19 protein-coding genes and 1 pseudogene are annotated in these 25,946 nt (G+C 64.1%); 8 read left to right on the top strand and 12 right to left on the bottom strand.

Annotated elements, in window-relative coordinates:
- The gene (rluD, locus tag HB634_RS10600; protein WP_213948562.1) at positions 1-975 is read right to left on the bottom strand and encodes a 23S rRNA pseudouridine(1911/1915/1917) synthase RluD; all 975 of its coding nucleotides are present in this window, start codon (positions 973-975) and stop codon (positions 1-3) included.
- A gap of 69 nt (positions 976-1,044) precedes the next feature.
- On the opposite strand from rluD, the gene HB634_RS10595 reads away from it, so the two are divergent.
- Positions 1,045-1,872: an outer membrane protein assembly factor BamD gene (locus HB634_RS10595; RefSeq protein ID WP_213948561.1), complete on the top strand. Its 828-nt coding sequence runs from the start codon at positions 1,045-1,047 to the stop codon at positions 1,870-1,872.
- A gap of 810 nt (positions 1,873-2,682) precedes the next feature.
- On the opposite strand, the gene HB634_RS10590 is transcribed toward HB634_RS10595, so the two are convergent.
- Together HB634_RS10590 and HB634_RS10585 are read right to left on the bottom strand one after the other, a co-directional pair.
- Positions 2,683-4,299, bottom strand: a complete 1,617-nt coding sequence (locus HB634_RS10590; protein ID WP_213948560.1) for an NAD+ synthase — start codon at positions 4,297-4,299, stop codon at positions 2,683-2,685.
- 71 nt (positions 4,300-4,370) lie between these two features.
- Complete coding sequence (locus HB634_RS10585) at positions 4,371-5,081, bottom strand: M15 family metallopeptidase (protein ID WP_213948559.1); 711 nt, start codon at positions 5,079-5,081, stop codon at positions 4,371-4,373.
- A gap of 117 nt (positions 5,082-5,198) precedes the next feature.
- Between HB634_RS10585 and HB634_RS10580 the strand changes: the two genes are divergently transcribed.
- From HB634_RS10580 to HB634_RS10565, 4 genes are read left to right on the top strand one after another with little or no spacing between them, the layout of a single operon-like run.
- A complete protein-coding gene (locus tag HB634_RS10580) occupies positions 5,199-6,347 on the top strand; it encodes a DUF819 family protein (RefSeq protein WP_213948558.1) in 1,149 nt (382 codons plus the stop codon).
- Positions 6,348-6,361: 14 nt separating this feature from the next.
- Entirely contained in the window at positions 6,362-7,750 is a 1,389-nt protein-coding gene (locus HB634_RS10575) for an SH3 domain-containing protein (RefSeq protein ID WP_345777484.1), read from the top strand.
- 24 nt (positions 7,751-7,774) lie between these two features.
- Positions 7,775-8,866, top strand: a complete 1,092-nt coding sequence (locus HB634_RS10570; protein ID WP_213948557.1) for a dipeptide epimerase — start codon at positions 7,775-7,777, stop codon at positions 8,864-8,866.
- Between the two features lie 44 nt (positions 8,867-8,910).
- Positions 8,911-9,672 (top strand): L,D-transpeptidase family protein, encoded by a 762-nt coding sequence (locus HB634_RS10565; RefSeq protein ID WP_213948556.1) that lies wholly within the window; start codon positions 8,911-8,913, stop codon positions 9,670-9,672.
- A gap of 94 nt (positions 9,673-9,766) precedes the next feature.
- On the opposite strand, the gene HB634_RS10560 is transcribed toward HB634_RS10565, so the two are convergent.
- The 3 genes from HB634_RS10560 to sucC form a co-directional block, all read right to left on the bottom strand.
- On the bottom strand, positions 9,767-10,936 hold the full coding sequence (locus HB634_RS10560; RefSeq protein ID WP_213948555.1) for a M35 family metallo-endopeptidase: 1,170 nt from the start codon (positions 10,934-10,936) through the stop codon (positions 9,767-9,769).
- Between the two features lie 231 nt (positions 10,937-11,167).
- Positions 11,168-12,040 (bottom strand): succinate--CoA ligase subunit alpha, encoded by an 873-nt coding sequence (gene sucD / locus HB634_RS10555; protein ID WP_036137555.1) that lies wholly within the window; start codon positions 12,038-12,040, stop codon positions 11,168-11,170.
- 13 nt (positions 12,041-12,053) lie between these two features.
- On the bottom strand, positions 12,054-13,214 hold the full coding sequence (sucC, locus tag HB634_RS10550; RefSeq protein WP_063572903.1) for an ADP-forming succinate--CoA ligase subunit beta: 1,161 nt from the start codon (positions 13,212-13,214) through the stop codon (positions 12,054-12,056).
- Between the two features lie 278 nt (positions 13,215-13,492).
- On the opposite strand from sucC, the pseudogene HB634_RS10545 reads away from it, so the two are divergent.
- Positions 13,493-15,119: pseudogene (locus HB634_RS10545) on the top strand (ATP-binding protein).
- Positions 15,120-15,186: 67 nt separating this feature from the next.
- Positions 15,187-16,593 (top strand): sigma-54 dependent transcriptional regulator, encoded by a 1,407-nt coding sequence (locus HB634_RS10540; RefSeq protein ID WP_063571822.1) that lies wholly within the window; start codon positions 15,187-15,189, stop codon positions 16,591-16,593.
- A 49-nt stretch (positions 16,594-16,642) separates the two neighbouring features.
- Here the strand turns inward: HB634_RS10540 and HB634_RS10535 are convergent, their stop codons facing one another.
- The 6 genes from HB634_RS10535 to HB634_RS10510 all read right to left on the bottom strand — a co-directional run bounded on the left by HB634_RS10535 (position 16,643) and on the right by HB634_RS10510 (position 24,713).
- A complete protein-coding gene (locus tag HB634_RS10535; protein WP_063571823.1) occupies positions 16,643-17,044 on the bottom strand; it encodes a hypothetical protein in 402 nt (133 codons plus the stop codon).
- A 114-nt stretch (positions 17,045-17,158) separates the two neighbouring features.
- On the bottom strand, positions 17,159-18,244 hold the full coding sequence (locus tag HB634_RS23060) for a M23 family metallopeptidase (RefSeq protein ID WP_213948554.1): 1,086 nt from the start codon (positions 18,242-18,244) through the stop codon (positions 17,159-17,161).
- Positions 18,245-18,306: 62 nt separating this feature from the next.
- The gene (locus HB634_RS10525; protein WP_063571825.1) at positions 18,307-19,863 is read right to left on the bottom strand and encodes a response regulator; all 1,557 of its coding nucleotides are present in this window, start codon (positions 19,861-19,863) and stop codon (positions 18,307-18,309) included.
- A gap of 30 nt (positions 19,864-19,893) precedes the next feature.
- On the bottom strand, positions 19,894-20,340 hold the full coding sequence (locus HB634_RS10520; protein WP_063571826.1) for a response regulator: 447 nt from the start codon (positions 20,338-20,340) through the stop codon (positions 19,894-19,896).
- The gene (locus tag HB634_RS10515; RefSeq protein ID WP_063571827.1) at positions 20,337-22,133 is read right to left on the bottom strand and encodes an ATP-binding protein; all 1,797 of its coding nucleotides are present in this window, start codon (positions 22,131-22,133) and stop codon (positions 20,337-20,339) included. The genes HB634_RS10520 and HB634_RS10515 overlap by 4 nt, the downstream gene beginning before the upstream one ends.
- A gap of 228 nt (positions 22,134-22,361) precedes the next feature.
- Positions 22,362-24,713 carry a GH92 family glycosyl hydrolase gene (locus tag HB634_RS10510; protein ID WP_213948553.1) on the bottom strand — a complete coding sequence of 784 codons (2,352 nt, stop codon included), beginning with the start codon at positions 24,711-24,713 and terminating at the stop codon, positions 22,362-22,364.
- 169 nt (positions 24,714-24,882) lie between these two features.
- Here HB634_RS10510 and HB634_RS10505 point away from each other — a divergent pair, with 169 nt between their 5' ends.
- Positions 24,883-25,932: a LacI family DNA-binding transcriptional regulator gene (locus HB634_RS10505; protein ID WP_063571036.1), complete on the top strand. Its 1,050-nt coding sequence runs from the start codon at positions 24,883-24,885 to the stop codon at positions 25,930-25,932.
- Positions 25,933-25,946 lie beyond the last annotated feature (14 nt).

The following is a 25,946-nucleotide window of genomic DNA, read 5'->3' as shown; positions in this document are numbered from 1 at the left end:
TCAATCCTCGATCGGATGGAGAACGGTGTCGGCCCGCAGCGCCTCGATCAGGGCATCCTGGTCGGCCGGCCGCGGCGAGTCGAATTCCAGGTACTCACCCGTGATCGGGTGATCGAACCCCAGTTTCTCCGCATGCAGGGCCTGGCGACGGAAACCGCGCAAGGCATCGATCAATTCCTGGCTGGCTCCGCGCGGAAGACGCAGGCCGTTGCCATAGAGCTGGTCGCCCACCAGAGGGTGGCCGACATGGGCCATGTGCACGCGAATCTGATGCGTACGCCCGGTCTCCAGGTTGCACTGGATCAGGCTGTGGGCGCGGAAGCGCTCGCGGACGCGGTAATGGGTCACCGACTCCTTGCCCCCGTCGATCACGTCGCGAACGCCCTGCTTGAGCCGGTCGTGCTGGTGGCGCCCGATCGGCTCGTCCACCGTGCCCCCGGCCACCATCGTGCCCAGGACGACGGCCTCGTACTGGCGGCGCACCTCGTGGAGGGACAGCATCTCGACCAGGCGCGTGTGGGCCGCAAGGGTCTTGGCAACCACCATCAACCCCGCGGTGTCCTTGTCCAGGCGGTGCACGATGCCGCCACGCGGCAGCTCCGCCAGCGCCGGATTGTGGTGCAACAAGGCGTTGAGCATCGTCCCGGTGGGATTACCCGCGCCAGGGTGGACCACCAGCCCCATCGGCTTGTCGACCACCATCAGGTCGTCGTCCTCGAAGCGGATGTCGAGGGCGATATCCTCCGCCTCGGCGTGGACCTCGTTCTCCAGCTCAGCCTCGAGCTCCACCTTCTCGCCACCCCGGACCAGCTGCCGCGGCGCCGCGCGGGCCCCGTCCAGCAACACTTTGCCGTCCTTGATCCACGCGGTGAGGCGGGATCGGGAATAATCGGGGAACATCTCGGCCACGGTCTGGTCGAAACGCCGTCCAGCGGCCGTTACCGGCACAATGGCTTCATGTCGTAACGTCGTCATACCGCCCCGCCCGGCCCATGGCCGGTTTCGGCTATCATGCCTTTTCGCTCAAGCATCCGAACTCTCTCAATGCGTGCAACTAAGATCACCATTCTGCTCGTCCTCGCCCTGTCGATGAGCGCCTGCTCGATGTTCCGCAGCAAAAAGGAGACGATTGACACAATGCCGGAAGACCGGCTTTTTGCCACGGCTCACAATTCGCTGGAGTATTCGGACTATTCAGCCGCCGAGAAGGGCTATCAGCGCCTGATTGCGCGCTTCCCGTCCGGTGACGTCAATGAGCAGGCCCAGATCGAACTGGCCTACGCGCAGTACAAAGACAACAAGCCGGATGACGCGTACTCGACGATTAATCGCTTCATCAAGACGTTCCCGACCCACAAGCATGCAGATTATGCCTATTACCTGCGCGGCATGATCAATTTCGATCGTACCGGCGGCGTGATCGAGCGCTACCTGCAGCGTGGAAACACGGCGTCGACCCGTCGCGACCAGGGTTTCAACCTGACCTCGTTCGACGACTTCAGCCAGCTTACCCGCCGCTACCCGAACAGCGCCTATGCCACGGACGCCCGTCAGCGCATGATTTTCCTGCGCAACCAGCTGGCCCAGTTCGAGATCAACGTGGCCGAGTACTACCTGCGTACGAAGTCGTACATCGCCTCGTCGGACCGCGCCCAGTACGTGATCGAGCATTACCAGCAGTCGCCGGAAACGGCCGACGCCCTGGCGATCCTCACCCGTAGCTACCTGGCGCTCGATCGCAAGCCGCTGGCGGAGCAGTCCCGCAAGGTCCTGGCCCTGAACTACCCGAACCACCCTTACCTGACCGACGACAGCTGGCCGCACAGCCCGTCGATCTGGCGCAAGGCGATTCCGTTCTCGGGTCACCATTGACCTGACCTGATCGAGTCGAAGAGAAAAGCCGGCGAAAGCCGGCTTTTTTTTGCTTCATCTCGCACGTCCGCATGGCTCGCCTTCGGCCTCGCGGGGGCGGCTCGGCTTTGCCGTCGCTCTCTACACTTGGGCGTCTCGCCGGGAGACCTTGGTGCCCACCCTCGCTGCTCAGACACGTCCTCCGCGTTCGAAAAGGAAAGCCGCTCACGCGGCCCATGTATCTATTTGGCCTACGGCCGCTCCACTTGTGCGGAACTCGCCTCGAGGGTGGGCACCAAGGTCTCTCACGACGATACGGTCAGCTGGACGGAGAGCCGTTGGGGATGGAAGTTGCCGCCGAAGCCGGCCGGTACGGCGGACGTGCAGATATGTCATTCCCGGCGTGGCGAGCGTTGTCCTCGCCATTGCGCTGCCTTGCGCGGACGATCTCGACGGGAGCTCTGGGGTCGAACGTTTAGCGATGGCGATGGCGACGAGCCAGCAGCCGAAGCGGCGTTGCTTCGTCGGCTCGACCCGCACGAACCTCAGGGATGGGAAGAGCCTTCGGTGTCCACCCTCGAGGCGAGTTCCGCACAAGTGGAGCGGCCGTAGGCCAGTTAGATACATGGGCCGCGTGAGCGGCCTTCCCTTTCGAACGCGGAGGACGTGTCTGAGCAGCGAGGGTGGGCACCGAAGGCTCTGCGCCGCCACGTCCGCGCCCGCCGAGGCGTGCGCTGGTAGCAGCGAGTCAGGGTGACGCGAGCACCCGTTCGCCGATGAATCGGCTCCTACAGGCACGAAAAGGGCCAGCGTGAGCCGCTTAAAATAGCGTTATCGCCACCCCGAGGTGATCGGATACCGCCGTTCACGGCCAAAGGCCTTGGTTGTGACACGAGGCCCCGGCGCGGCCTGGCGGCGTTTGAACTCGTTGATGAAGACCATGCGGATCACCCGGCGTACGGTGGCGTCGTCGTGGCCGGCGGCGATGATGTCCTCGGCTGAGGCCTCGCCTTCGATGAACTGCTCGAGGATGGCGTCCAGCTCGTCGTAGGGCGGGAGTGAGTCCTGGTCGGTCTGCTCGTGCCGCAGTTCGGCTGACGGCGGCCTGTCGATCACGGCCATCGGAATGGCGCCGTCTATTGCTGCGCGCCAATGCGACAAGGCGTAGACGGTGGTCTTGTAGACATCCTTCAGCGGCGCGTACGCGCCGCACATGTCGCCGTAGAGCGTGGCGTAACCCACCGCCATCTCACTCTTGTTGCCGGTGGAAAGCAGCAACTTGCCGGTCTTGTTGGACATGGCCATGAGCAGTACGCCGCGGGCCCGCGACTGCAGGTTCTCTTCGGTGATGTCCGGCTCGCGACCGGCGAATACGGGCGCCAGCGCGCCGGTAAAGGCCTCGTAGATGCCTTCGATAGGCAGGACGTGGTATTCGACGCCGAGGTGTTCGGCCTGGGCCTTGGCCTCGCGCAACGAAAGATCCGACGTGTATACCGTGGGCATCATCACCGCGGTGACCTTGTCCTTGCCCAGCGCGTCGACGGCGAGGGCGAGGGTCAGCGCCGAGTCGATACCGCCAGAGAGGCCCAGCAGCACGCCGGAGAAGTGGTTCTTGCCGATGTAGTCGCGAATGCCGCGGACGATGCCCGCGTACATGATCGCCTCGGGCGAGCGCGTGTCGGCGGCCGGCCAGTCGATGGCAGCAAGACGCCTGGTGACGGTGTCGAATTCGACCGTGAGCAGCATCTCCTCAAACGATGGCGCGCGGGCGAGGACCTCACCGTCCGCCTGGACCAGCAGCGAATGACCGTCGAAAAGCAGGTCGTCCTGGCCGCCGACGAGATTCACGTAGGCGATCGGCAGGCCGGTTTCGCGGGCACGCTGCTTGAGCAGGGCCTCGCGGGTGGCGGCCTGGCGGCGGTCCCAGGGCGATGCGTTGATGACCAGGATCAGCTCGGCGCCGGCCTGCGCGACGTGGGCGGCCGGCTCGGCCTCCCAGATGTCCTCGCAGATCAGCATGCCGACGTTCACGCCTTCGATCGTGAACACACGGGTGGCTTCACCGTGCTGGAAGTAGCGCTTCTCGTCGAACACCGTGTAATTGGGCAATTCCTGCTTGTGGTACGTCCACTCCAGCTTGCCCTCGCGGATGAGGGAAGCGGCGTTGAACACCTCGCCCTGCGAATCCGGGTAGCCCACGATGGCGGAAATGCCCTGGATGGTCGGTGCAAGGGCATGGAGTTCGCGATGGCAGGCATCGAGGAAGCTCGGCCGCTGGAGCAGGTCTTCGGGCGGGTAGCCGGAGAGCGTCAGTTCGGGAAAGGCGACCAACGAGGCACCCAGGCGGTCGCGCGCCTCGTCGGACAGCGCCTTGACCCGTCGCGCGTTATCGGCGGTGGCGCCTACCGGGAAATCGAACTGGGCCAGGGCGAAGCGAAAGGTGGACATGGGGGATCCGTGCGGTCGCGGGGACTTCAAATGATAAGGCATGAGCGGGCAGCCTTCCGGCTGCCCGGGGCCTAGCGTACCGGCACGTCGTAGATGAGGTCGGTCGGTGCCGCCGAGGGCAGCGAGTAGTGCCACCACTCCTGCGCGTAGTTGACGAAGCCTTCGGCCGCCATCGCCTTGAGCAGACGCTGGCGATTCGCCTGCTGTGCGGCCGTGATGCGCGGATCCTCGGTATGGGCGAGCGGATCGAAGAAGTCGAAATCGGTGCCCATGTCGAGCGGGGTGCAACGGGTGCCTTCGCAGTGCATCAGGGTCAGGTCGACCGTGGCACCGCGGCTGTGGCCCGAGACCGGCGCGATGTACTCACCGAGCAGCTGGTCCTTGCCCAGATTCGGATAGTGAGCCGCCTTGGTACGCACGTCGGACAGATCGCCGGCCCAGCGAACGAAGGCGGCGACGGCACGCGCCGGTCGGTAGCAGTCCCACAACCGGAGGCGATAGCCCTGCTTACGCAGGGTTGCCTCGACGCGCGCCAGGGCCTGTGCCGCCGCCGTACGCAGGTAGCACGCGGGCGCTTCGTAACCGTCGACGACAGCTCCGGTGAAGTTGTCGGCGCTCGCGTAGTGGATGACCTCGTCGATATCGGGAACAAGTGCACGGATGTTCGTCATGCCCGCTGCGGCGGCGGTGGTAGCCGGCGACAGTCGCGGAGGCTCGACGGCATGAACGACCGAGCAAGCGAGTATCGCAACCACGAGCGAAATAACAGCAGCCATCCGCATCGCACTACCTCCATCGCGTCGCCCCTCGCGACCGACAGGCAGGTTAGCCCATTCCCGCCGACCTTCGCCGGGCAGGTACCATGGCCCGACGATCGTTTTTACCCGGGGAGGGTTGGCGTGATCGAATCGGTCTGGCCGTACCTGGCTGTCATGCTGCTCGTTGCCGGCTTCTGGCCGGCGATCGAACGACGCTTCCGTTGGAAAGTGTTCGAGGTGCTGCCGCCCATCGTGCTCACCTACCTCAGCGTCACCGCGCTGTCGGTGGCCGGATTCTGGACCGCCAGCCCCGAGATCCATGCCGCCCAGGGCGTGCTGGTGTCCCGGCTCGTACCCGCCCTGCTCTTCCTGCTGATGATCAACTGCGACCTGCGCGCGATCCTCGCCCTTGGGCCGCGCGTGCTCGGCGTGTTCGTCTGCACGTCGATCAGCCTGTTCGCCGCCTTCGTGCTGGCCTACCTGATCTTTCGACACTGGATACCGGGTGACGGCTGGATGCCGCTGGCATCGCTATCCGGCAGCTGGGTGGGCGGCACGGCCAACATGATCGCCGTGAAGCAGGCGATCGGCATGTCGGACACCGCGCTCGCCACCACCCTGCTGACCGATGCGCTCTGCTACTCGATGTGGGTGGTGGTGCTGTTCGCCGTGGCTCGCCTGGCACCGGCATTCAATCGGTGGACCCGCGCGGTCTCCAGTGCGGACATGATCGTGGCCGATACCGCGCCACGCGCGCCGGCGACCGTCGACAGCGTGCTGCTGTGGCTCGGCCTCGCCCTCCTCACGGCGGCGCTCGCTGCGGTGGGAGGACGTTACATGCCGGTGGGCAGCATGGTGTCGCCGACCACCTGGACCATTCTGATCGCCACGGTCGCGGGACTGGTCGTCGCCCATACACCGCTTGCCCGGTTGCCGGGTGCGCCATCGGTATCGAGTGCGATGTTGATTTCCGTCGTCGCTGTCCTCGCCTCACAGAGCAGTTTCGCCGGCATCGCCGCAGCACCCATTTACCTTCTGTGCGGGGTGACCGTCATCGCCCTGCACGCCATCCTGCTCTGCCTCTTCGCTCGCGTGTTTCACTTCGACCTGTATCTATGCGGCATCTCGTCGCTCGCGCATATCGGTGGCGTCGCAGCGACGCCGGTGCTCGCAGCGACCTATTCCCGCTCGCTGGTGCCGGTCGGCATCCTGCTTGCGCTGCTCGGCTATATCCTCGGCACAGGCTACGGGCTGGTCGTCGCGGCCGTGTTGTCGAGGCTGGCTTCATGATGAGGTTTCAAAACGTGAACAGGTTTCGTTACTCGTTCCTGGCGTTGGCCCTGGTCACCGCCGCCATCGCACCGGCGGGCTTTGCGCAGGACATCGCCGCGACAGGCATTCCCGGCATCGCCGAGGCCGATCTTTCGGCGACGACGTGGGTCGCTCGCCTGCCCGATCCGGACACCGTCCTGCTGGATTCCACGGCCATCGGAGCGTTGAACGCGCGCATCGCGCAACGCGATCCGTCCATGCATGACATCCGGCATCTGCCTGCGACTCTCGCTCATGAACAGGTGAAAGCGTGGATTTCGCAGCGATCCGCCCGCCCGTCGCGGCCTCTCGTCGATGCCGAAGGCCACGCCATCGACACGGGAAGGCTCGATGCGATCGTGTCCAACGTCGCCATCGACACGGTTCCCCTGCAGGTGACTCCGCGGTACGGGATGGTGCTCCGTCGCACCGCCCTGCGGAGCTTTCCGACCGACCTTCGCGTCTTCAGCCATGCTGGCGATACGGATATCGACCGCTTCCAGGAAAGCACTCTTTTTCCGGGCGATCCGCTCGTCGTCGTCCATACCAGCAAGGATGCGCAGTGGGTGTTCGTCGTCAGTCCGAACTACGCCGCCTGGGTGCATGCTGAGGACGTTGCGCTGGGCGAGGCGAACCAGATCTTCGCGCACGTGGACGCCACGCCCTATCGGGTAATCACCGGGGCCAAGCCGCTCACGGTGTATTCGCCCGAAGCGCCCGCGCTCTCAGAACTCCAGCTGGACATGGGCACGCGCGTGCCGCTCGACGCACCGCTTCCGCCCGACCAACCGATCAATGGTCAGAGTGCTTACACCTCGTGGATACTGAGTTTGCCCGTGCGAGACGCCAAGGGCATGCTCGCGTTCCGGCCTGCCCTGTTCCAGCGCAACCAGGACTCCTCGCCCGGCTATCTCCCGTTGACCCGCGCCAACATCATCCGCCAGGCCTTCAAGTTCCTCGGTGAGCGCTACGGATGGGGGCACGCTTATAACGGGCGCGATTGCAGCGGCTTCGTTTCGGACGTGTACCGCAGCATGGGCGTGCAGATGCCACGCAACACGGGCGACCAGGCGATGAGCCCGGGCCTGGCGCACACGCTCTATACGGAAAAGGATAGCCACGATGCGCGGGTCAAGGCGGCGATGGCGCTCGACGTCGGCGACCTCGTCTACATCCCGGGTCATGTGTTGATGGTGATCGGTAAGGTGAATGGCAAGCCTTACGTGATCCACGACGTGAGCGGCATCAGCTATCGGCAGCCTGACGGCAGCATGCGACGGGTCAAACTCAACGAAGTATCGGTGACGCCGCTCCTGCCCCTGATGTTCAGCGATGACGCCAGCTTCGTCGACCGCATGACCAGCATCGTCCGTATTCGTTGAGCGATCATCCATGAAGATCCGTCCATGAAGATCACTGACATAACGCTCGGAATGTTGCGCGTACCCTTGAAGACGCCCTTCAAGACGGCACTGCGCACGGTGGAGAGCGTGGAAGACATCGTCGTGATGCTGCATACCGACGACGGCCACATCGGCTACGGCGAGGCGCCACCCACGGCCGCCATCACGGGTGAGACGCATGGATCGATCGTCCACGCGATCCGCCACCACATCGCACCACGCCTCGTGGGCGAAGACGTTGCGGATCTCAACCGGATGGTCGGTCTGATTCAGGGAGCGATGGCGAACAACAGCAGCGCGAAAGCAGCCGTTGAAATTGCGGTGTACGACTTGTGGGGGCAGCTACACCGCTCGCCGGTTTACGCGTTGCTGGGTGGCGGCGTACCGACGCTCACCACCGACATAACGATCAGCGTCAACGATGTAGCCACGATGGTCACCGACGCGCTCGCCGCGCTCGACGAGGGATATACGGCACTCAAGATCAAGGTCGGCAAGGACACCGCCACCGACGTCACCCGTGTGCGCACGATCCATGACGCCGTGGCGGGACGTGCGACGTTGCGGCTCGATGCGAACCAGGGGTGGACGGCGAAGGAAGCCGTTCGTGTCCTGAAGGAACTCGAACAGGCGGGGGTTGCTCTTGATCTCATCGAGCAGCCTGTACCTGCGCACGATCTTGAAGGCATGCGTTACATCACCGAACGCGTGAATACACCCGTCATGGCCGACGAGAGCGTGTTCGCCCCAAGCGACGTGACCGAGATCATCCGCCTGCGCGCGGCCGACATCATCAATATCAAGCTGATGAAAGCCGGCGGCATCACGAATGCACTGCGTATCGCCGACATCGCCGCGGCCCATGGCATGCCATGCATGATGGGCTGCATGTTGGAATCCAGCATCAGCGTGGCCGCTGCCGTGCATGTCGCCATCGCGCGTTCCGAGGTCATTACGCGGATCGACCTCGATGGACCTTCGTTGTGTGCATTCGATCCTGTCGATGGAGGCGTGCACTTCGACGGACCGCATATCGCCGTCGGCGATGCTCCGGGATTCGGCATCCGGAACCTTCGCGGCCTCGAGGCACTCTGACAACGGTCCCTCGCCACCTTTCCCGACGCCCCCGGATCCCTGCCATGTCGTTACGTCGATGCGCTCCCTACCTGCTTGGCCTTGTCGCACTGAGCCTTACCGCGATAGCTGCCGCCTTCGAAGCCCCCGCCGCGTGGTCGGTGTCGCGTCAGATGATCGTCGTCACGACGGATGGCTGGGATATCGACCACGGCAGCCTTCGCACCTACGAGCGCGAAGGCACGACGTGGGTACTGGTGGGTGCACCCGCGGAAGTCACCCTCGGCAAGCACGGCAGCGCATGGGGCATCGGCCTCCATCCTGTACAACGCGATGGGCCGACCAAGGTGGAAGGTGATGGCCGCAGCCCGGCCGGCATCTTCCGTGTTGGCGAGGCCTTCGGCTATGCGGACACGAACGGCACCTCCCTGCCCTACCGCGGGCTGACTGCATCGGACTACTGCGTCGACGTGACCAGTTCGCCTTACTACAACCAGTTGGTCGATGCGAAACAGGTGGGTGACAAAGCCGTCGACGGTGCCACCGAACCGATGCGCCGCGACCTCCATTTCAACGGCGACCATGCTTACCGTATCGGCTTCGTCATCGAGCACAACCCCGAAGGTCGTCGCGGCGCGGGGAGCTGCATCTTTGCGCATCTCTGGCGCTCACCCACATCGCCGACAGCTGGCTGTACGGCGATGACCGACGAGACCATGGAGAAGTTGCTCGCATGGCTTGACCCGAAGAAGAAGCCGGTCTTCGTGTTGTTGCCGAAGGCAGAGTACGCAAGGTTGCGCGATGCTTGGAACCTGCCTGGACTATGACCGATATCGCCGGAGCGCCTCGGTCCCGATCAGCCATTCCAACAACGTCAAGCATTCCCAAGAAGGTAGGGCTAGAGGGCCTGGGGTTACCCGGTCAGTCTTCGTAGGGTGTCGTGTCAGTGATGAAGAATTCAAAGTTGTCTGCATTTCGAACGGCCTTTGCTCGATCTTCCCTGGCGAACTTCTCGGCCAATTGCCTTCCGTACCCGTAGTCTGCCGTACCCGGATAAAGGGCATCGAAGTGCGTATATTCGTGCGCCAAGGTACCGATCTGGGAACCGAAGGCATCGAATTGCGGCAACTTGAAGAACTTCTCGCAGAAGTATGTCGTGTACTTGGACTCAGTTTCGACGTGGGCCGGCGTGTCAGGACCGAAACCCGGACATCCGCACTTGAAGTTCTGTTCGGCGCTGAGAGCGCGCTTGACCGTAGCCGCAATTGTCTCGAATACGCGCGCGTTGTTATTTAGGCCCCAGCCGTCGCTGTAGATCTCCGGTTCCGAGTCGTCATGCGTGCCGAACCATCTCGCGTACCGCTGGTGCGGCTTGAAGATGTAATGAACCTCGCCATCTTCCAACGTGCCCACGTAACGTGCTCGCATGAAAGATTCCGCCGCCGTCAACCGGTATGACATCGCCAGTCTTGCACGCGCGATCGTGTCCTTTTGCTGCGCGTCGCACATCAGTTCATCGTCAGCCATCGACTTCTGTGCAGATCCCACGAAGTCTGCGAAGGCGATAGATACGATGCCTGAAGAGGCGCTCGCCTGAACGGGCTGGATGAACGGTGCACGCTCAGCGGCCGACACGACATCTGGGTCTGGCTCCCTGTCGAGGGGGAGCACATATTTTATCTTGTAAGTTGCGTTTGCTTGAAAGCGGTATTCGAGTGCCAGGTCGACGTTCTTGTCCAGCACTTCCCCCGGATAGATGGTCTTGAAAGAGCCCATCGTGAGGCGACCCAGGTTCACCCACGTACCGCGATATGGCACCTCGCTTCCCGCTTCGTCCGTTACCTCAAACATCGATCTCGGGAGTCGACCGCCAGATTCAACGAAAGGGGTATCCCATTTCATGATCGAAACTGGCTCATCGCCTATATTCTCGATCCGAACAACCACTATGGCCGGATGTAAGGCATCACGAACAGCAGGCGTGCTCAGGCGCACCTCGATATGCCCTTCGGCGAAGGCAGTGTCTTGGGCCGCAAGCGTTAATGCCGCCAGGCACAGTCCTGCGACAAGTGTGCGATTTCGATTCAACACGGCTGTCTCCTTCTTGTTTGAGGTGTTCAACAAGTTAGGGATGAGCGGCGCGGTTGAATACGCGATTATTCTGAAAAGTGCCGCGGATGTTAGGTGCCCTGAAAGGCGGGCCCGCTGCCGCGGGATCGCCGATGAATCGGCTCCTACAAGGGTACCGAACCCGTTCGCGGGGCATAAAAAAACCGCGGCCCGGGGGCCGCGGTTTTTATCACTCGCCGAGGCGGGTGGGTATTACTTCATCAGACCGGCGAGGGTCTTGCCGAGGTCGGCGGGCGACTTGACCGTGGTCACGCCTGCCTTCTCGAGCGCGGCGAACTTGGCTTCCGCCGTGCCCTTGCCGCCGGAGATGATCGCACCGGCGTGGCCCATGCGCTTGCCCGGAGGAGCCGAGGCGCCAGCGATGAACGAGACGACCGGCTTCTTGACGTACTGGCTGATGAACTCAGCGGCGTCTTCTTCAGCGCTGCCACCGATTTCGCCGACCATGATGATGCCTTCGGTCTGCGGATCGTCCTGGAACAGCTTCAGGCAGTCGATGAAGTTCAGACCGTTGATCGGGTCGCCACCGATGCCGATGCAGGTGGACTGGCCGAGGCCTTCGTTCGTGGTCTGGAAAACCGCTTCGTACGTCAGGGTGCCCGAACGCGAAACGATACCGACCTTGCCCGGCTTGTGGATGTGGCCCGGCATGATGCCGATCTTGCACTCACCCGGGGTGATGACGCCCGGGCAGTTCGGACCGACGAGCACGACGTCCGGGTGCGACTTGAGCACGTTCTTCACGCGCATCATGTCGAGCACCGGAATGCCTTCGGTGATCGTGACGATGATCTTGATGCCACCAGCGATGGCTTCGAGGATCGAGTCGGCCGCGAACGGGGGCGGCACGAAGATCACGGACGCATCGGCGCCGGTCTGGTCGACCGCGTCACGCACCGTGTTGAAGACCGGCAGGTTGATGTGCTCGGAACCACCCTTGCCCGGCGTGACACCGCCGACGACCTTGGTTCCGTAGGCAATCGCCTGTTCGGCGTGGAAGGTACCCTGCTGTCCGGTGAAACCCTGGACGAGGACCTTGGTGTTCTTGTTGATCAGGACGCTCATTTAAATATGCTCCTCAGGCCGCTGCGGCCACGGCCTTTTGGGCCGCATCGTTAAGATCGTCGGCCGGCGTGATCGCCAGACCCGAGTTGGCCAGGAGCTTGCGACCTTCGTCGACGTTCGTGCCCTGCAGGCGCACGATCACCGGGATCTGCAGACCCACTTCCTTCACCGCGGCGATGATGCCTTCGGCGATCAGGTCGCAGCGCACGATACCGCCGAAGATGTTGACCAGAATGGCCTTCACCTTGTCCGACGAGAGGATCAGCTTGAACGCCTCGGAGACGCGCTCCTTGGTGGCACCGCCGCCGACGTCGAGGAAGTTGGCCGGCTCACCGCCTGCCAGCTTGATCACGTCCATCGTGGCCATCGCCAGACCGGCGCCGTTGACCATGCAGCCAATCGTGCCGTCCATCGTGACGTAGTTGAGGTTGTGCTGGACGGCAGCCGCTTCGGCCGCGTCTTCCTGCGTGAGATCGCGCATCGCCGCAAGGTCGGCGTGACGGAACTCGGCGTTGTCGTCGGAGTTGACCTTGCCGTCGAGGGCGGCGAGGTTGCCGTCTTCGAGAACGGCGAGCGGGTTCAGCTCGACCAGGGCGAGGTCTTTCTCGTTGAACAGCTTGTACAGGCCAAGCATGATCTTGACGAGCTGGCCGACCTGCTTCGGATTCAGGTCCATCTTGAACCCGAGCTCACGGCACTGGTACGGCTGCAGGCCTTCGACGAAATCCACCTGGAAGGTGTGGATGTCTTCCGGCGTTTCAGCGGCAACCTGTTCGATGTCGACGCCGCCGTGCTTGGAGGCGATGAACGAGATCGACTTGGTGTCACGATCGGTGAGGATCGAGAGGTACAGTTCCTTCGCGATGTCGGTCGCGTCGGTGACCAGCACCAGGTTCACCGGCAGCGCACGGCCGGCGGACTGGTAGGTTTCCATGTTCGTGCCGAGCATGCCCTTGGCGGCATCGCGAACGGCATCGAGGCTGCGGCAGAACTTGACGCCACCGGCCTTGCCGCGACCGCCGGCATGGATCTGGGCCTTGACCATCCACTGCGAACCACCAAGGTGCTTGGCGGCGTCGACAGCGGCATCGGGAGAGTTGGCAACCTTGCCCGGCGGTACGGCAATGCCGTACTTGGCGAACAGTTCTTTAGCCTGGTACTCGTGGAAATTCATTCGATACCTCGAGCGAACGGGAGAAACATGTGGACGCGTGCAGGCCGTGAACGGCTCGCACGGGGATGGGGGATGGATCGATTGCGCGAGTTTCACGCAATACGGCCGCGTATTTTCCCGGAAGGCGCCCCGGATGGAAAGGGGCGGCGCCGCATTGGCCGTGCAGCGCGGCCCGCGGGCCGGCTGGAAGCTGTCGGTGGCGTGAGTTGCCGCGACCGCCCCGACACCTATACTGGGCGTCATCCAGGCCCCGGGGGGCCCGGCGGAGAAGTACCCACGTGTCCACGCCCGCGTCGACAATAGCCGCCAGGTCTACGGCGAATCAGAGCACCGCCCGCCACGAACTGTTCTTTTTCAATTACTTCCGTCTCGGGCAGGCGGCGGTTTACACCGCGCTGGCGTTCCATCCCGAGCACCTGAACTGGCCGAACCTGCCCGAACCCCTCTTCGCCCGCCTTTTCGCCCTGGCCTACCTGCTGGCGGCCCTGGTCATGGTGGCGCGCACCCGGCAGTCACTGAATCGCCCGGTCCTGATCGTCTCGGTCGGGCTCTCACTGGACATCGCGGCGGCCCTGCTCGCCCTCATGCTCATGCACGACGTCCGTATGGGCGTAGCCATGATGCTGGCGGTGAACCTGGCCACAGGCGCCCTGCTGCTGCCGTTCCGGCTGTCGATGTTCTTCGCCGCCATGGCCACCCTGGGGATGCTGGGTCATTCGTTCTTCGACCTGGCCGAAGCGAGCTCGTCGGATCGTGAGCTGGCCGAGTACGGGCTGTTCGGCGCGGCTTACTTCGCCTGTACGTCACTGTGCTATGTGCTCGGCCGGAACATCCGCGCCTCCGAGGCGCTGGCCGAGCAGCGCGGTATCGATCTTGCCAACCTGTCGCAGGTCAACGAGCTGATCATCCGCCGCATGAAGACCGGCGTGCTGCTGGTCGACGAAGGCAACCGCATCCACCAGCTCAACGAGTCGGCCTGGATGCTGATGGGCAATCCCTCGGCGGACCAGCGCGACCTGGGCACCCTGGCTCCCGAGCTGTCGCGGCGCCTTTACCACTGGCGCACCTCAGGCAAGCTGGACGAGAGCGCGACCATGCTGGCCGACGGCACCCCCGAGGTGATCCCGCGATTCTCGCGGCTGGCACCGAACGACGACTCACACGTGCTGATCTTCCTTGACGACACGTCGCTGGTCTCGCGTCGCGCCGAGGAGCTCACCCTCAGCTCACTGGGCCGTTTGTCGGCGTCGATCGCCCACGAGATCCGCAATCCGCTGGCGGCGATCCACTACTCGGCCCAGTTGCTCGCCGAATCCACCGACATGAACGATACCGACCTGCGCATGGTCGAGATCATCAACAACCACTGCTCGCGCCTCAACGAGATCATCGAGAACATCCTGCAGCTGTCGCGCCGCGAGCGCTCGCGGCCGGAAACCCTCGACCTGAGCCAGTGGGTGCACCACTTCGTCACCGAGTACCGCCAGGGCAACGACCTGGGCTCGGACATCCTGCGAGCCGGTGGCCGCGGTGGCCGACCCCCAACACCTCCAGCAGGTGATCTGGAACCTCGTGCAGAACGCCCTCCGCTATGGTCGCCTGCCCGGCGAGCCGGCCCGCGTGATGCTGGTGGCACGCCATTCCGAGGTAGGGATTCCGATCCTCGAGGTGATCGATCGCGGCCCGGGCATCCCGCCCAAGGTGGCCGCACAGATCTTCGAGCCGTTCTTCACGACGCACGAATACGGCACGGGACTGGGCCTTTACCTGGCCCGGCAGATGACCGAAGCCAACCAGGCAGCCCTCGAATACGTACGCGTGGCGGGCGGCGGCAGTTGCTTCCGGATCAGTCTCACGCCACCTGCACGCAGTACCTCGGCAGCCCCCGTGGCAGCCCGCGCGTGAACAGCGCCCTTTGCTCCCGCCGCTCAGGCGGTTACATTGGGAACATTCACCGAAGCCTTCGGACCCAATGAGCAAGCAGACCGTTCTGGTCATCGACGACGAGCGGGACATCCGCGAGTTGCTGACCATCACCCTCGGTCGAATGGAACTCGACGTCGACGCTGTGGGGAGCGTCAACGAAGCGCGGAGCGCACTCGCCAATCGCCGTTACGACCTGTGTTTCACCGACATGCGGCTGCCCGACGGCAGCGGCCAGGAAATCATCGAGCTGATCGCGGCCAACCACCCGGACATGCCGGTGGCGATGATTACTGCCTATGGCAACGTGGATGCGGCCGTGAACGCCCTGAAGGCAGGCGCCTTCGACTTCGTGTCCAAGCCGGTGGACATCCACCTGCTGCGCCGTCTGGTTCGGACCGCCCTCAAGCTCTCGGAAGAACGTAAGGCCGAAGCGGGCAATAAGGGTGTCCCGGGCGCGGACCGCCTGATCGGCGACTCACCGGCCATGGCTGAAGTGCGCTCGAAGATCGCCAAGCTCGCCCGTAACCAGGCCCCGGTGTACATCGGTGGCGAATCGGGCGTCGGCAAGGAGCTGGTCGCCCGCCTCATCCACGAGCTGGGACCGCGCGCGCCGGGTGCTTTCGTGCCCGTGAACTGCGGCGCGATTCCCTCCGAGCTGATGGAGAGTGAATTCTTCGGTCACCGCAAGGGTAGCTTCACCGGTGCCCATGCGGACAAGGAAGGCCTGTTCCAGGCTGCCCAGGGCGGCACGCTGTTCCTCGATGAAGTGGCCGAGCTGCCGCTGCACATGCAGGTGAAGCTGCTGCGCGCGATCCAGGAAAAGGCTGTGCGCCCGATCGGCGGACGCGATGAGATCCCCGTGGATGTGCGCATCCTCTCGGCCACACACAAGAATCTCGCCGCGCTGGTCGAGGAAGGGCTGTTCCGACAGGATCTGTTCTACCGCATCAACGTGATCGAACTGCGCGTACCGCCGCTGCGCGAACGCCGCGGTGACGTGCCTGCGCTCGCCGAGTTCATCCTGCGCCAGCTCGCTACGGAATCCGGCGGCGCGCCGGGTCGTTTGCGGGCCGATGCGCTCGCCGCGCTCGAGGCCTATCAGTTCCCCGGCAATGTGCGTGAACTGGAGAACATTCTCGAACGCGCCATGGCCATGTGCGAAGGCGACACGATCGAAGCCGAGGACCTGATGCTGCCGCAACGCAGCGCGTCGGCTGTGCTGGCGGCGGCCTTGCCGGGCGTGCCAGACGCGGTCCCCGCGAACGCTGGCGCACCGGCGCCTCGCGATGCTGCGACCGATGGCTCGCTGGAAGACTACATCTCCAACATCGAGCGCGACACGATCATCAAGGCGCTGGAAGAATCGCGGTACAACAAGACCGCAACGGCAAAGAAGCTCGGGATTACCTTCCGGGCGTTGCGCTATAAGTTGAAGAAGCTCGGGATCGATTGATCCCCCTCGTATGCCAGGGCGCGCCATGCGTCCTGGCTGCCGACCGCCCTCACCGCGCGCGCTGAGCGGCTACCAGCTTCTCCCACTGGCGAGCCCTCCAGTAGCGGTAAACGCGATGTCCGACGGTCGCCAGGCCCCAGTAAAGGGCGACGGCTGTGACGGCGTTCACGACAAGAAGAACGGACAGCATCGGATCCGGAACGTAGTCGAGATCGGGCGACGGAAGCCCGAGCCACGGCGTAACGAACAACGGTACATGCATCACCCCACGGAAGACCTCGAAGGCGATGCCGTCGACGCACCTCGGATAGGCACACGAGGTTTGAAACGCCAGCAACATCGTCGACGCCACAAAGTGCAATAGCGAGGCGCCGACGAAACAGGCGATTCGCGTATTGCGCAGCAGGCGGCGCCGGCTATTGTTTACTTTTTCTTCATAGTCCGAGTACATCGCGTTCCCCACGTCTTGATGGGTGTTCCGCGGCGGCGCCGGAAACACGTCTCGGTTGACGTTACGAGCAGAACGCACGAATCGATATGGAAGGATTCTGAAAAAGTCGACGACCTAAGGAAAGGCAACCACCGTGTCATTCAGCGGCAACACATCGACCCCATGCCGCACCGTTGCCGCCTTCCATCGCTCCCCCATGCCAAACACCTGCCCTTCGCTTTCCGGCCCGAAGCTGTCGACCTTGTCGAAGACATAAGGCACGCCCTCGGAACCTTCGAAGGTCGCCGCATCGGTTACCTGGAAATGAAGATGGGGTGCCGCAGAATTACCTGATTGCCCGAGTGCGCCGACCACCTGTCCGCGCGTCACGCCCTGGCCAACCTTCACCGCAACGCTTCCCCGTTTCAGGTGCGCATAGCCGGCGAAGTTGCCGCCACCCAGGTCGATGACGACGTAGTTGCCGAACAGACCATCGAGCGACAACGAGTCGGGTTCGGCCTGCGCTTCCAGCGGCTTGTGCTCATCCTGTCCGTCGCGCATGGCGACAACAGTACCGTTGCCGACCGCGAGCACCTGCGCCCCATAGCCGAACCAGTCGGCATACGTCGTGGCGTGGATATCCTTCACCGGCTTGAACGCGCGCCCTTGCTTGTCGATGCCGACGAAGTCGATCGCGAAGCGCTGCGGAATCGTCAGCGTGCCGTTCACCGCGACGAGGCTGCCCCAGTGATGGGAATGCGCATTACCCGGACCTTCGTGCGCCAGCCAGCGGCCACCTTTCAAGGGCGCACCGAGGTGGAGTGGCGTGCGATCCGACACGACCACGGGGATGCCGTCGACATGGCTGGTCCGCCCCTTCTCATCAGTGAAGACGAGGGCATGATGCAGGGTGTGCGGTAGCTGCCCCGCTGGCAGGGTGATCCACACGAACAGCGTGCCGCGCTTACCTGCAACGATGCCGGCTGGTTTGCCCTCATCCGGTACAGGCCGGATTGCGGCGTCCACGCCGGCTTCGTCCAGATGCTGCAGCACGCGATCCTGCTCATCGAGAACATCGAGCGACCGCGGCCGCAGGGTCCCGGTGTCGCCATAGACGTTGGTGACCTGCAACTCGTAAGCGAGATGCGTGGCGCCATCGCTGCCGGCAAAAGGCGTTGGCGCGAACGGTACACGCGCTTCGACGGGCGCTGGCGACGACACCCGGGCGTCAGCGGCGAAGGCGGATGCACTAGCCCATGCAAGGCCGGCGAGCAGAATGGTCTTCAGACAACGTTCCCCTCACTCGCCTCGAGCGCCTCGCGCACCTTCCGCAACAACGCCCGCGACTGGATCGGCTTCTCCAGCACGTACAGATGATCCAGCTGCGGCAGCTCGTCGAGATTCAGCGGCTTGTCCGGACGGGCGAGAAGCAGCACCGCGCCGGTGTAACCGTGATCCAGCAGCGCGGCGAGCGTACGCACGCCGGTAAACAGATTCATGTCGGCGTCCATGACCACGAGGTCGGGGACGCCGTGGGCTTCGATCCACTGCAGGGCCGCCGTACCGCTCTGGCTGGCACCTGCCTGGTAGCCGTAAGCGTCCAGCGTATCGGCCAGCAGCGAGAGCTGGACGGCCTCCTCGACGACGACGAGCACGCGCTCGGCTTCGCCCTGCAGGCTCGACTCCATCACCAACGGCTCGGTGTCGGCGCCGTCTTCCGGATTGAGCGGCAGGTAGAGATGGAACTGCGTGCCTTCGCCGAGCTTGCTGCGTACGCGCATCAGGCCGCCGTGACTGGCGACGATGCGCTTGCACGAGAGTAGCCCCAGACCGGTACCCAACTCCTTCGTTGTGAAGAAGGGTTCGAAAAGCCGCTGCAGCACTTCTGGCGTCATGCCCGCGCCGGTGTCGATCACCGACAGACGGAGATAACGTCCCGGCGCGGGCTGCTCGCCTTCAACGAAAAAGTCCTCGGGCAGGTTCGCCTGCGCCGTCTCCACCTTCAGGTGGCCGCCGTCGGGCATGGCCTGGATGGCATTGAGGCAAAGGTTGAGCAGGCACTGCTGCAGCTCGGTGTGATTGCCTTCGAAGGCGACATCGGCGTCGAAGATATCGACGTTCATTTCAATCGAACGCGGCACGCTGCCCTGCATCAGCAACTTCAGCGCTTCGAGCAAGGCACCAAGGCGCACCTGCTCGGCACGACGCGCGCCACGCGCGAACGACAGCATCGAGGACACCATCTCCAGGCCGCGACGGCCGCAGTCACGCACCAGTGCACCCAGGCGCGCCAGCCGCGGATCGTCCGCGTAGTCTTCCAGTGTGTCGCCGGCAAGCAGCAAGGGCTGAAGCAGGTTGCGCAGATCGTGGCTAAGGCCGCCGGCGAGGAGCGCCAGGCTCTCGAAGCGCTGCGCACGGATCAGCTCGAGTTCCGCACGGGCACGCGCCCGCTGCTCTTCCGCTTCACGCAGGGCACGGCGCACGGCGGAGGCCAGGCGTGCCGTGTTCTGCTTGAGGATGTAGTCGGTGGCACCGTTGCGCAGGGCGACGATGGCCGCTTCTTCACCCAGCGTCGCCGAGATGAAGATGAAGGGTATCTCGGCGCTGCGCTCTCGAAGTATCTGCAACGCACGCTCACCACTGAACGAGGGCATGCTCAGGTCGGACAACACAATGGTCGGCTCGAAGCTGTCCAGCGCCGCGGTGAACGCCGGCTCGTCATCGACCAGCATCACCTCGTACTCGAGTCCGTCCTGGTCGAGTTCGGTCAATACGAGCTCGGCGTCGAGGGCATTGTCCTCGACCTGAAGGATCCTGATTTTCTTGTCGTACCCGCCCATGGTTATGCCCGTGCGCCCTCTGTTAGTCGATTACTCGCCGTCCGGGCGCTGGTTGAGCACGGCCCAGAAATGGCCGAGCGTCTGTACGGCGGTGAAGAACTGTTGCACGTCCACGGGCTTTAGCACATAGGCATTCACACCGAGGTCCCAGCTGCGGGCCAGGTCGCTCTCTTCCCGCGAGGACGAAAGGATGACCACCGGCAGGCGCTTCCACTTCTCTTCCGCACGCAGCTGGTTGAGCACTTCCAGGCCGTCCATGCGCGGCATCTTGATGTCGAGCAGGATCACCGAGGGATCGCCTTCGGGACGATCGGCGTACTGGCCACGGCGGTGCAACCAGTCGAGGCAGTCCACACCGTCCTCGACATGAACCACGGGATTGGCGAGCTTGGCCTCACGAAGCGCGTCGATGGCCATCTCGGCATCGGCCATCGAGTCTTCGACGAGGAGGATGGTGCGCAGGTCGCGGTTGTTCATGTGTCACCCATTCTGGACCCCGGAACATCCGAGGCCGGCAAGGAAAAGTGGAAGGTAGCGCCGTTATCGGGCTCGCCCTCGGCCCAGGTACGGCCGCCATGACGCGCAATGATGCGCCGTACGTTGGCAAGGCCTATGCCGTTACCGGGAAATTCGGAAGCGCGATGGAGGCGCTGGAACACGCCGAACAGTTTGCCGGCGTACTGCATGTCGAATCCGGCCCCATTGTCGCGCACGGCGAATTCGTAGTCGCCGGCCGGGGTGCGGTCGAGTGTCACCTCGATCTGCGCACGCTCGCGGTTACCGGTGTACTTCACCGCATTGCCCAGCAGGTTCTGCCAGACGGTACGCAGCATGTTTTCGTCGCCGATGACGATCGGCAGCGGCGTGACCTTCCAGTCGATACGGCGGTCGCGCGCCTCGGTCTCGACCAGCGCGCGCGCTTCTTCAACCAGCGACTGCATATCCACCGGCTGCAGGCGCAACGCGCCGCGCCCCAGGCGCGAGAACACCAGAAGGTCGTCGATCAGCTGAGCCATGCGCCGCGAGGAGCTGCTGATCACGTCGATATAGTGGCGTGCGCGCTCGTCGGCCTTGTCGCCAAGCTGGGTCTCCAGCTTGCCGGCGAAGCCGGAGATGTGGCGCAGTGGCGCGCGCAGGTCGTGCGACACCGAATAGCTGAAGGCTTCGAGTTCGCGATTGACGTCCGATATCTGCTCCACCTTGCCCTCGAGCTGGCGATTGAGCTCGCTGACCTTCTGCTCGACCAGCGCGCGCGCGGTGATGTCGCTGACTGTAAGCAATAGCGCAGGCGCGGTGCTTTCGGGCTGTTCGATGCGGCGGGCATTGATCACCACGAAGCGGTCGATGCCGTCGACGGTACGTTGGGTTAGCTCGTAGTCCCAGAGTTCGCGATCGCGCGAGAGCACGTCGGAAAGGCGCTGCAACAGGGCGGTGTCCTTCCAGGCACCCTGGCCGATGGCTTCCAGCGGCGAGTTATGGTCTTTCTCGGCGTCATAACCGTAGACCTCGGCGAACGCGGCGTTGACCAGCAGCGTCCGCAGGTTGCCGTCGAGCATGGCGATCGGTTCGCGCACGGCCTGCACGATGAGCTGGGAGCGCTGCACGGCCTGGGCCACGCGCGATTCCGCGGCAAGGCGAATGGCAATCTGCCGTTCGGAGACGAATACCACGATGCCGAGCAGGGCGATCTGCGCCAGCGCGGCGACAAAAAGTACGATGCGATTGTTCGACGCGAGGTCCTGGGCGGTCTGACGACGTATGTCGAGCAGCTTCGACTCTTCGTCGAGGATTTCCCTGACCTGGTCGCGGAAGGGGAAGAGGCGGCGGGAGTCCTCCATCGTGGCGAACGCGCCCGTGCGGTCGCCTGCCTGCAGCTGCTGAATGGCCTTATCGAACATGCCGATACGGCCGTTGGCGATCGACTCCAGCCCGCCCAGGCGAGTGAGCTGCTGCGCGTTGTCGCGCATCATCTCCCGGAGGTTGGCGACGAGGCCGGGAAGCAGCTTGCGGGGGGCCTCGATGCGGACGGCGAGATCCGGCGTGTCAGGCGCACCCGCCACGCGCGTGTATATCGCCGCCTCGCTGCTGCGCAGGATGGCGTCGAACCGGTACACGGTGGCCTTGATGTCCGCCGTGTGGGTGACCCAGTCGCGGGAGTTCAGGGCATCCTCGGAACTCGAGCGAGTCACCGCATAGGGCAAGGCTACGATGACGAGCACAGCCACGAGCAGGCCTGCGAGCCGCCAACGCCATCCGGTACGGAAGATCATGCTGTCGTCATCCCGAGACGATTCCTGCCCTTGAAGGGCCCTCATTGTAGACGCCGGGCGCCTCGCTTCGGTGATTCGCCATGACACGACCTCGGACACGATAACGGGTGCGCCGTTCCGCCCCGTGCGCCACCCCGGGGGGCAGCGAATACGGATAGGGAAAGGCGCACCCGTCCAGATGGAGTCGTGCTTAATGCCCAAGGACCCGTGAAGGCCCTGTGACGGTCGTTACGGTGCGGAAGGCGTCATCGAGTACGGCAGCGATGCCGGTGTCTGACCCCAATCCTTCGCCGGAGTGGCCTGCATGGTGAAGTGCAGTTCGCCGCCGGCGACGATTTCCTCATGACGAACAAAGGTGCGATCCAGCGGCTGCCCGTTGAGCGTCACCTTGCCGACGTAAGGATGCTTTGCATCGAGATGATCGGCCGAGACGATGAAGTGCTTGCCGCCCGGCAGGTTGAGCGTGGCCTTCTCGATGAAGGGGCGGCCGATCACGTACTGGTTGCTACCCGGCGCCACCGGATAAAAGCCCAGCGCGGTAAAGATGTACCAGGCCGACATCTGGCCCAGGTCGTCGTTGCCGACAAGACCCGTGGGGGTGGGTGCGTACTGGGTCTTCATGATCTGGACCAGGCGCTCCTGGGTCTTCCAGGGCTGGCCGGCGTAGTCGTACAGGTAGGCCACCTGGTGGCTCGGCTCGTTGCCATGGGCGTACCAGCCGATCAGGCCGGTGATGTCCTCGACATGGGCGAAGGACTTCGGATCGACCTTGGCATCGAATACGGAGTCCAGCTTCGTGACGAAGGCTTCCTTGCCACCAAGCGCCGCGATCAGGCCGGCGACGTCCTGGGGCACATACCACGAGTACTGCCACGCGTTGCCTTCGGTGTAGTCGCTGCCGTAGGCGGCCGATGAAGGATCGAACGGCTCACGGTAGTCACCATCGCTCTTGCGGGCGCGGAGGAATCCGGTCTTGGTGTCGAAACTGTTCTTCCAGTTGCCCGCCCGCTTGGTGAACGTGGCGGCGACATCGTCCTTGCCCATGGCCTTGGCCATCTGCGCCAGCGACCAGTCGTCGAAGGCGTATTCGACGGTCTTGGAGGCCGCTTCCGGCTGGTGGTCGATGGGCACGTAACCGAGCTTCATGTAGTCGTCGAGGCCGCCGTACGGACCGTAGGTCGCACTGGCCACCATGGCCTCGAGCGCCTTGTTCGGGTCGTAGCCGCGAATCCCCTTCATATAGGCATCGGCGATCACCGGCACCGCGTGGTAGCCGACCATGCACCACGTCTCCATGCCCTGATAGGCCCAGATCGGAAGGATCCCGAAGGGACTCGCCTCGCGCGCCGCGATCAGCGAGCTGACGAACTGGGTGCTCATGTCCGGGCGCAACAAGGTGACCAGCGGCTGCTGGGCGCGGTAGACATCCCACAGGGACCACGTGGAATAGAAATCGAAGCCCTTGGCGGTGTGCACCTGGTTGTCCGGCCCACGGTATTCGCCATTGACGTCCATGGACAGGCTGGGCGAGATCATCGCGTGGTAAAGCGAGGTGTAGAAATTCTTGCGCGTGTCCGCCGGCGCTACCAGATCGACGGTGGACAAGGCCTTCTCCCAGCTCTGCCGGGCTTCGGCACGGCGAGCGTCGAAGTCGAAGCCTTCACCGTCCTTGTCGAGGTTGGCGACGGCGTTGTCCTCGCTCACCGAGGAAACGGCCACCTTGACGATGAGCGGCTTCGACAGGTCGCCGAAGTCGAACACGCCCTCGATCGCGCGACCGCTCATCGCGTCGACGTCCTCGGCGCGATTACCCGGACCGCTGAAGCCTTTGTACGGCACACCGGTCTCGCGGTTCTTCAGGCTGCGCGAGGCCATGGGCTGGTTGAAACGCATGGCGAAATACAGCTGGCGACCCGGCGCCCAGCCGCGCGTGGTACGGCCGCCGGTCACCGTGTCGTCAGCGCGTACGCGCAGGCTCGACCAGAGCACCTTGCCTTCGTAGTCGTAGATGCTCGGACGCAGGTCGAGCAGCAGGTGCGCCGGCTTGCCCTTGGGGAAGGTATAGCGGTGCCAGCCCACGCGCTGGCCGGCGGTGAGCTCGGCGCGGACATCGTAGTCGGCCAGCGTGACGGCGTAGTACCCTGCTTCCGCTTTCTCGCTCTTGTGGTCGAACCGCGAGCGATAGCCGCTACCGGGCTGGTCGGGGGAGCCAGGGTCCAGCTTCACGTCGCCGGCGATGGGCATGACGAGTACGTCGCCCAGGTCGGAATGGCCGCTGCCGGAGAAGTGCGTATGGGAAAAACCGAGAATGCTCGAGTCGCCGTACTGATACCCGGCGGCCCACTTGTACGCGTGCTTGACGTCCGGCATCGCGGTATCCGGCGACAGCTGGATCATGCCAAACGGCACGGTGGCGCCCGGGAAGGTGTGGCCATCCCCACCCGTGCCGATCATCGGATCGACGGCGGCATAAGCGGACGAGCCGCCCTTGTCGCTGGCGGCCGCGGCGGCAAGCGCAGGCAGGGCAAGGCACAGGGCGGCGGCCAGCAGGCCATGGCGCAAACGGATGGTTCTCGACATCGGTGGTTCCCCTCGGGTGGACGCGTTTCGAGTGGTCACGAACATTTGGATCGTGACAAACAGACCGAAAGTAGCAAAGATGCCGCAGCCTCGCATGTTGCAGTGCGTGATGCATCCCTTTCGTCGGCGAGCGATGATCGCCCGGTTTAGATCGTTTGAAGGAGCTGAGATGCCGAGGATCACCCCGCAACGCCGCAAGGTCACGCTCGCCGATATCGCCCTGGGTTGCGATGTCTCGCGGGCGACCGTATCGCTCGTGTTGCGCGGCAGCCCGCTGGTCAACTCGGTGACCCGGGGACGGGTCGAGGCCGAGCTGAAGCGCCAGGGCTATGTGTACAACCGTGCCGCCGCCAACCTGCGCCGGCGCACCTCCTCGAGCATCGGCCTGGTCGTCAACGACCTGGGCAACCCCTTCTTCGCCGAATTCGCCGCCGGGGCCGACGAGGCCCTGGCCAGCGCGGGTTACGTCACCCTGCTGGGCAATACCGGCGAATCGCCGGAGCGACAGCAGGCGGTACTCAACTCCCTGGTCGAGCACGGCCCGGCGGGCATCATCCTTTCGCCAGCCGAAGGCAGCGAGGGCGAACGCGTCCTGGCGGCCGTCGGCATGCACACGCCCCTGCTTGTATTCAACCGCGAACTGCCCGACGACGAGGGCACCCATCGCTGGGACACGCTCGAGATGGACAACGAGCACGGCGCCCGCCTGGCCACCGAACACCTTATCGCGCTCGGTCACCAGCGCATCGCCTTCTTCGGCGGCCACCGCGAGTCGAGTTCGGTGGAGCAGCGTCGACGCGGCTACGCCAGCGCCATGAGCGCGGCGGGCCTGAAGGTGGATCCCGCATGGATGATCGAAAGCGCACCGACCCGCCTCGAAGCCGCACGCCAGACCGGCGCGCTGTTCGCGCGCGATCCCGCACCCACGGCGGCGGTTTGCTACAACGACGCCGTCGCGCTGGGCCTTATGCTTGGCCTGACCAAACGCGGCCGTCGCCCGGGCGAAGATTTCGCCCTGACCGGCTTCGATGATGTCGCCGAGGCCTCGGTATGCGTACCGCCCCTGACCACCGTTGCGGTCGATCCGCGCGGCCTGGGCCGGCGCAGTGCCGAGCTCATCCTGGAAAGACTTCGTAATCCTGAGACGGACACGGCTTCCACTATCGCGCCCGTCCGGCTGGTCGTTCGCGAAAGCAGCTGCCCGCCGTCTTCCCCCTGAAACCACCACTGGAG

It is taken from the genome of Luteibacter sp. dw_328 (assembly GCF_018449605.1).
GTDB lineage: Bacteria > Pseudomonadota > Gammaproteobacteria > Xanthomonadales > Rhodanobacteraceae > Luteibacter.
This window is presented reverse-complemented; position numbering and strand designations above follow the sequence as displayed.